Origin of the sequence: Catalinimonas locisalis (assembly GCF_038039535.1) — a bacterium.
GTDB lineage: Bacteria > Bacteroidota > Bacteroidia > Cytophagales > Cyclobacteriaceae > Catalinimonas.
This window is the reverse complement of the sequence record NZ_JBBPHP010000025.1, coordinates 96,851-103,863: the sequence shown is the minus strand read 5'-3', so window position 1 is coordinate 103,863 and position 7,013 is coordinate 96,851. Positions and strand designations below refer to the sequence as shown.

The following is a 7,013-nucleotide window of genomic DNA, read 5'->3' as shown; positions in this document are numbered from 1 at the left end:
TGTCGGGGCGGCAGCCCTACACCCAAAATTATAAAACCCTTGTTAATCAGTAGCTTACGATTTAAATAAAATCAATGGACCACGATTTGGACACAATATTATTTGTGGTGATTTGCACCGTTTTAAAGATATAAAAAGAGACATAAAGTACCTAAAGGAATCCTGTCAAATCTATCATGTTATGTAGATATTATATTAATCCTGGTGTTTGTTACTAAAACTTTGAGGCTTAGAAGTACTCGAACCTTGTAGAACATTTTTGCATTGGCTTATCCAATCAACTCAGTAAAGGAAACTTATAATATACTTACGAATTAACATTTAAGCGTTCATTTAATCATTAGTGGTCTAATTCCCCTAGGCTCTGCGGCATCGGCCGTCCGACTCGGAAAGTTGGGTCCAGGGTTCTACCCTAGGGTTTTATACCTTTTATTTAAAAAGATAAAGGATTCATTATCAACTGGCTTTTATCCTCTACAAGAGTTCTGAATGCTGATTAAATTCTAATATTAATTCTCATAACATAAAAAGCCTCCCTAGCTATTCGCTCAATAGGAGGCCTTCATAGTCTTTTACCGGGATCACGTATGTACTGAATTACTTATTACAGCAGGCAGAGCCATCTTCAGGTTGAGCACAACATTCACCTTCATTCTCTTCTGGTGATTGACTTGGACTGCAACATGATTCACCACTAGCAGGTTGGGCACAACACGAGGCAATGGTTTTTGCAGATACTTTTCGTGTGCCTTTACTTTTTTGTAATACGGGGATGTTTAAAATAGTCTTTTCCATAAGAAATAAATTATAATGTTTTCAGAAGTAAAGACGCGCATCTTTAAGAAAAGACGCATCATCCTTCACAAGAATTACAGCTATTTTCAGCACAATTATTTTTAGGCAAGACCTCCAGAATTTCCCCTCTTTTATTGATCTCTATCTGGCAACAATCGGTAAGCATCTGCTTTAATTTATTTCGCCCTCTTTGTACCCTTGACTTAAGCGTAGAATAAGGCATGTGGTATTGTTGAGCAAGTTCGTTCTGCTTTTCACCCTTTAATTCAGAGGCAATTAAAAGATGTTTGTCTGTATCAGGAAGTTGGTCTATGAAGCGTAGCAAACATGCCTCTAAGCCTTGAGCAGGAGCAGTTGTATCAGTGGTGGCGAGGTTATTTGTAGAAACTTCCCCAAGCTTCTCATGTTGCCCAATGCCTTTGCTGCGATAATAATCATAAACAGCATTTCGGGTAATGATGAATACCCAATTTTTTAGATTTTCTTTCTGAGCCAATATGTCTTCATGACCTGCGATCTTAACAAATACATTATGCAATATATCTTCCGCATCTTCTTTAGAATCTGTTTTGCTTCTGATATAGGTCAGGAGCGTTTTATGAAAATCTGTATATAAAGTGGCTAATTCCATGACAATAACTTTTTAAGTAAATGCTTTGAGTCTTTGAGATGCAAGCAGAGTACCATCAGTAAAAGCATCACTGCTAGCATAAATATACGATGAAGGTGATCGGATGATAAAAGCAAGCCTCCTGCCAATGCTCCTAAGGCAGCTCCTATGTCTCTCCAAGTGGCGTTCTCTGCCACAGCTTGCACTTTATCTTCTTCTCCCTGTGATGCTCCACCCGGAGCAAGAGAAGCGTTAATGCTGTTGGCAATGAAAATGATGGAAAGACCAAGAAATGAATGATTAAAGCATAACAGTATAAATCCTAAACAGATCAAAATTACAGATCCGCTGAAAAGCCTGTCCAATCCCCACTGATCTGCCAGATAACCTCCAGCCGGAGCAAATACCAGAAAACTTACTCTTCTGAATACTAGCCAGGCTGCGGCTAGTGCTATAGCAGAAGTTGCTGTTAGATGATGATCTGTTTCCAGCAACAGCTTGCCAAGTAAGACAATCAGCATACCTTCTACCAGAAAAGTCGTGATCAAAGTGAGCAGGTTAAAAGTAGATGGTATACTGAGCAAAGGATATTTTTTAGTTGGTGGAGCATGCTTCAAATCAGGCAGATGCCAGGCAAAGTAAAGCGCAGGTAAAGAAGCTGCTGCCAGCATCAGAAAAGTAACAGCAGGATTCCATGTTTTGATCAGGAGCGGACCCACCAGCAAGGCAAACATAGGTCCCAGCTCATAAATGCCTCTGCTAATTCCCAGCGAAAAGTCCGCACTTGGATGTTGTAAAGCATATCCCAAAGAAGAGAGGCGTAAGGCAGAAAAGGAAATGCCCCACAAAACTCGTAGCATGAGCCAACCCATCATCTCTAACCCCATGCCATAACCTGCCGTAGAGATTATGGCCAGGATAACAGCCACTAAAGTCATCCACTTAAAACCATAGCGGCTGAAAATCTTTACCAGTAGGGGATTGGAGAAAATGCGGATGAAACGGTTGATGGACAGCAGTAAGCCTACCCAACCTATTTGTATTCCTATCTCTTCTGCATGAACCGGTAGAAAAGGGTAGAAGAAAGCATCGCCAAAACTGGCAAAAGCCAGTGCAAGAGAAGCGTACACTGGCGTTTTGAGATTTGTCCATGGCTTGCTGATCACCCGCAACATGCAGAGGCTAGCTTTTCAGGTTCAGCAGGGGTTCCGCAACAGGCCTCTTCTGCATTATTCAGACTGCATACGCCTGTTTTGGGTAATTCCAGCTCTACTTTTCTGGCTGTTTCCCAATCTCCAGCAATAGCAGCAACCACCGACCTTACCTGTTCATATCCGGTAGCCATTAGGAAGGTAGGCGCACGCCCATAACTTTTAGAGCCTACGATATAAAAGCCTTTATCAGGATGACGGAGCTCCAGTTCTCCATGAGGCCGGACAGTGCCGCAACTATGGATGTTAGGATCTATGAGTTCTGCAATCTCTGCCACACTTTCCAGGGCGGAATCAATGCTGAGCCGGACTTCTCTTAAAAAAGAGAAATCAGGACGGGAGCCTGTGTTGCTGATGATTTCATCTATGCCGGGTAAAGCCCTTTGCTCATCATATTGAGAACCAATAAGCGTAAGCTTACCCTCTTGTCCTATGATTTGCTGCACCTGAAAGGGAGTGTAGACATTTACCCTGTTCTCATTGACCAACTGTTCAATTTTAATACCCAAAGCCCCTCTTGCAGGTAAGGTGTCATCTTCCTTTCCACCATACACCTCACTGACATGCTTCTTGCGCAGCACCCAGTGAATTTGTGTGTCTGGATAAGAGTCTTTGAGTTTATTCAATTCCAGAATGGTGTTGATTGCCGAATGACCACTGCCTACCACCAGCACGCTTTTGTTTATGTATCGCTGCTGGTGTGTAGCTGCTATGTCAGGAATGCCATTAATGATATGCTCACGGTGTTCTGTTTCCCCTACAGCATAGACCCCACCAGAACCGACAGGATTGGGTGAGTTCCAGGTACCTGAAGCATCTATGACTGCTTTGACCTCATAGTGTTTGATGTTTTCATTTTGATGAAGTACCTGCAAGACAAAAGGTAAAGCTTCTCTGGCCTTGGTTTTGACTTTATCCAGATTCTTCCGGCCAATCGCAATCACCTTGCTATTCAGTGAGACAAAAGGCTTGATGGCAGGAAGCTGAGAAAAGGGAAGAAAGTATTTTTGATACAGTGCTTTGCCGGTGGGCAATGCTTCATCATCAGGAGCTTGCCAGGGGGAGGTTTCCAGTAGTTGCCGTGCTGCTTTGTCTATATTATAGCGCCAGGGAGAAAATACCTGCACATGCTGCCAGGAAAGAATACTACTGGCTACCGTAGTGCCTGCCTCAAAAAGTAAAAAAGGTTGGTTTCTTAAAGTTAAATGGGCTGCAGCTGCCAGACCTATCGGCCCTGCTCCAATGATGGCTACAGGAAGATTATTCATAAGATTCATGTCTTTTTAAACTGAAGACTGGACCGCAGGTAAAAAGACGCAAAAATCTGAAGAATTTTTAAATGCCTACCGTAGTGCTCCTTTTTTCATAGATTACCGTATCTCTCCAGATACTATCGAGTTGAGCGATTTTCTCCCGGTAACCTACTTTTCTAAAGCCAAGAGATTCATGTATACGTGCACTGGCCGTGTTTTCCGGAAATAAAGAAGCAAATAAGCTCCAGATTCCTGCCTTTTCACTTTCAGTAATGAGATGCTGCATCAACTTTTTACCTATGCCATGTCCTGCAAAATCAGGATGCATATAAATACTTACTTCAGCCACACCTGCATATACTTTTCTCTCAGATATGGGCATAAGAGCTGCCCATCCTACTACCTGCTTTTGCTGAACAGCTACCCAGCGCAGGTGTGGATGGAATTTTTTATCCCAGACTTCAAAGGAAGGGACTCCAGTTTCAAAGGTTGCATTGCGGCTTAGTAGCCCATGCTGGTAAATTTGAGCAACTTCAGACCAATACTCAGGTTTGAAAGGCTGTATCTGTATATCCATAAATGATGACTAGGTAAATGTTTCTTTGGTCAATGGTGTGTCTGATACTTAAACAAATTTATGCAAGATAATTTTGCTATTTCAAAATACTCATCGTTACTTTACGATAACAAAAGTTCATTATGGGAATCAGTAAGACAGCAGTATTTAATGAGCAACAGAATAAGGTTGCTCAGTATGCTAAAGCTTTAGCACATCCAGCCAGAGTAGCTATTATTGAGTTTTTGCTCAAACATGAAAGCTGTTTTTGTGGAGAGTTGGTAGAAGAGTTGCCACTTTCACAATCTACCATTTCTCAGCATTTGCGTGAGTTGAAGAACGCAGGTCTTATCAAAGGAGAAATTGAAGGACCTAGAATCGGCTATTGTATCCATGAAGAAGCCTGGGAGGAAGCCCGTGATATGTTGATCAACCTGTTTGCTTCTTTGACTCCTAAGAAAAACTGCTGCTAAAAAAATTTATGTGTTCTTATCGTAAAATTACAATAACACAATCAAATGATGTTGACTATGAAAACTTTTTCCCTAAGCCTGTTTATGCTTTTAATCTTAAGCGCTATGACTTCTAAAGAAATCACTCCCAACAAGTTGAATGCACCGCTACAACCTTATGTGCAACAAGTAATCTCTGAATTTGACCAAATCCCTGAAGAGCGGAAAAGGGCTCTGACCAAGCTGGCATTGTATATCAAAAGCAAGCAAAGTTCCAAAGAGGAAGTACAGCTGACTTTTATTTGTACGCATAATTCCCGTCGCAGCCATATGTCTCAGCTCTGGACACAGGCAGCAGCACACTACTATGGTGTGGAAGGTGTGGAGACCTATTCAGGAGGAACAGAAGCTACTGCTTTTAATCCTCGTGCCGTAAGAGCCATGAAGAAAGCAGGTTTTGATATCAATACTGTCAAAGAAGGAGATAATCCGGTGTATGCTGTAAATTATGCTCAAGGTGTTCCTACCGTGGAAGCTTTTTCCAAAAAGTATGATGATGAAATCAATCCTCAGAAAGACTTTGCCGCCATCATGACATGTTCTGAAGCTGATAAGAACTGTCCTTTTATTCCTGGTACTTCATTGCGTATTCCTATTCCTTATGATGATCCCAAAGACTTTGATGGAACAGCGCAGGAAGAAGCTAAATATGATGAGCGTTGTCATCAGATCGCAAGAGAGATGTTCTTTATGATGTCTAAAGTGAAGTCGTAGTTTTATGTTTAAGAAGCTCATTCTTACTGCATTGATGCTGTACATGCTCATCCCTGTGCATGCACAGTCAGTTTTTGATACCATGAACAAGTGGGTAGGAGAGGAACTGGCAGCCTCTTCTGGCATAGGCAGCTATTTCTTCTTACTGCTGGGAGGAGTGCTGGCAAGTCTGCTGCCTTGCGTGTACCCTGTCTATCCTTTGACGGTAAATTTCCTTAGAGGCAGGCAAAGCAGCCTTGGAAAATTTGCGCATCCTTTGATCTATTATATTGGATTGGCAGCCATATATTTTCTATTTGGGGTTTTAGCCTCCCTGAGTGGTGGTATGTTCAATGAAGTTTTTCGGCTGCCTATCGCTAATCTTTTGATTGGGATACTGCTCTTTATCATGGCGCTTGCCACGGTTGATTTGCTGCACCTCCCTTTGTTTGGTGGTCAAGTAGATAGCAAGCAGCAAGGTTTAGCAGGAAGCTTCCTGATGGGTGCCGGGGCAGGCATGTTATCTTCTGCCTGTGTAGGTCCTATTGTGGTAAGTATTCTCTTAGCCATTGCAAGTTCATCAACTATAGTCACCCTTGGCATGACCTTAAGTGCAGCATTCAAGATGTTACTGTTTGGAATGGGCGTAGGGCTGCCGGTATTATTACTTGGTGTATTCGGTTTGGGTCTGCCTAAAAGTGGTAAATGGATGCTGTATGTACAGTGGATATTTGCTTTGCTTATTGGCTACTTTGCTCTTGGCTATGTGGTAAAAGCACTAAACATATGGGGCTTTGAAGATACTACAGCTACTTATCTGGTATTGAGCGCACTTCTTTTTGTCTGGGCTATCTACAAACTACAAGCTGATTCAGCAATGAAACAACTCAGAATGCAGAAGTCTCTATTTGCTTTGGCAGCTGTACTTGGTTTTTTCCTGATGGGTTCACAAATGTTAGTGCTACCGGTCTCAGCAGGTAAAGCTGGTAATGATGCTGCGATAGCCAGTACTTCTTCCATTGAGCAGAAAGGAGCGTTAAGCTGGTATTTGGATAAAGAATTAGCCTATCAACAGGCGGCTCAAAGCGGTAAGCTGGTGTTTGTAGACTTTCATGGCGACTGGTGTACCAACTGCAAAGCATTTCAAAAAATGACGCAGGAAGACAAGGCGCTCAACGAGGCACTGCAAAACGCAGTACTCTACAAAGTCTACGATACCTCTGCTGAGTTTGAGAAATACAGAAATGATGAGCGTTTTCCTGAGCTAAAGATTGGCATACCTTTCTTTCTCATTACTGATGCTGAAGGTAATGTCATTTACAAAACCAATGACTACACCAAAACAGAAGAGATGATGCTCTTTCTGGAGAGTAGTTAACAGAC

At 42.2% G+C, this 7,013-nt stretch carries 8 protein-coding genes; 3 read left to right on the top strand and 5 right to left on the bottom strand.

Going from position 1 to position 7,013, the window contains the following annotated elements; genetic code table 11:
- Positions 1-597 precede the first annotated feature (597 nt).
- The 5 genes from WJR50_RS23215 to WJR50_RS23195 form a co-directional block, all read right to left on the bottom strand.
- Positions 598-795 carry a hypothetical protein gene (locus WJR50_RS23215; protein WP_341295687.1) on the bottom strand — a complete coding sequence of 66 codons (198 nt, stop codon included), beginning with the start codon at positions 793-795 and terminating at the stop codon, positions 598-600.
- 58 nt (positions 796-853) lie between these two features.
- The gene (locus tag WJR50_RS23210; RefSeq protein ID WP_341295686.1) at positions 854-1,426 is read right to left on the bottom strand and encodes a sigma-70 family RNA polymerase sigma factor; all 573 of its coding nucleotides are present in this window, start codon (positions 1,424-1,426) and stop codon (positions 854-856) included.
- On the bottom strand, positions 1,417-2,580 hold the full coding sequence (locus tag WJR50_RS23205) for an MFS transporter (protein ID WP_341295685.1): 1,164 nt from the start codon (positions 2,578-2,580) through the stop codon (positions 1,417-1,419). The genes WJR50_RS23210 and WJR50_RS23205 overlap by 10 nt, the downstream gene beginning before the upstream one ends.
- Positions 2,568-3,884, bottom strand: coding sequence for an NAD(P)-binding domain-containing protein (locus WJR50_RS23200; protein ID WP_341295684.1), 1,317 nt, complete (start codon positions 3,882-3,884; stop codon positions 2,568-2,570). The genes WJR50_RS23205 and WJR50_RS23200 overlap by 13 nt, the downstream gene beginning before the upstream one ends.
- Before the next feature lie 67 nt (positions 3,885-3,951).
- Positions 3,952-4,446, bottom strand: a complete 495-nt coding sequence (locus WJR50_RS23195) for a GNAT family N-acetyltransferase (RefSeq protein ID WP_341295683.1) — start codon at positions 4,444-4,446, stop codon at positions 3,952-3,954.
- A 122-nt stretch (positions 4,447-4,568) separates the two neighbouring features.
- On the opposite strand from WJR50_RS23195, the gene WJR50_RS23190 reads away from it, so the two are divergent.
- From WJR50_RS23190 to WJR50_RS23180, 3 genes are all read left to right on the top strand, one after another.
- Positions 4,569-4,898, top strand: a complete 330-nt coding sequence (locus WJR50_RS23190) for an ArsR/SmtB family transcription factor (protein ID WP_341295682.1) — start codon at positions 4,569-4,571, stop codon at positions 4,896-4,898.
- Positions 4,899-5,003: 105 nt separating this feature from the next.
- Complete coding sequence (locus WJR50_RS23185; RefSeq protein WP_341295681.1) at positions 5,004-5,651, top strand: arsenate reductase/protein-tyrosine-phosphatase family protein; 648 nt, start codon at positions 5,004-5,006, stop codon at positions 5,649-5,651.
- A 4-nt stretch (positions 5,652-5,655) separates the two neighbouring features.
- A complete protein-coding gene (locus WJR50_RS23180) occupies positions 5,656-7,008 on the top strand; it encodes a protein-disulfide reductase DsbD family protein (RefSeq protein ID WP_341295680.1) in 1,353 nt (450 codons plus the stop codon).
- Positions 7,009-7,013 lie beyond the last annotated feature (5 nt).

Excerpts from the sequence above, each read along its gene's own strand:
- WJR50_RS23215 (WP_341295687.1), bottom strand. The coding sequence starts at position 795 with ATGGAAAAGACTATTTTAAACATCCCCGTATTACAAAAAAGTAAAGGC.
- WJR50_RS23210 (WP_341295686.1), bottom strand. The coding sequence starts at position 1,426 with ATGGAATTAGCCACTTTATATACAGATTTTCATAAAACGCTCCTGACC.
- WJR50_RS23205 (WP_341295685.1), bottom strand. The coding sequence starts at position 2,580 with ATGTTGCGGGTGATCAGCAAGCCATGGACAAATCTCAAAACGCCAGTG.
- WJR50_RS23200 (WP_341295684.1), bottom strand. The coding sequence starts at position 3,884 with ATGAATAATCTTCCTGTAGCCATCATTGGAGCAGGGCCGATAGGTCTG.
- WJR50_RS23195 (WP_341295683.1), bottom strand. The coding sequence starts at position 4,446 with ATGGATATACAGATACAGCCTTTCAAACCTGAGTATTGGTCTGAAGTT.
- WJR50_RS23190 (WP_341295682.1), top strand. The coding sequence starts at position 4,569 with ATGGGAATCAGTAAGACAGCAGTATTTAATGAGCAACAGAATAAGGTT.
- WJR50_RS23185 (WP_341295681.1), top strand. The coding sequence starts at position 5,004 with ATGACTTCTAAAGAAATCACTCCCAACAAGTTGAATGCACCGCTACAA.
- WJR50_RS23180 (WP_341295680.1), top strand. The coding sequence starts at position 5,656 with ATGTTTAAGAAGCTCATTCTTACTGCATTGATGCTGTACATGCTCATC.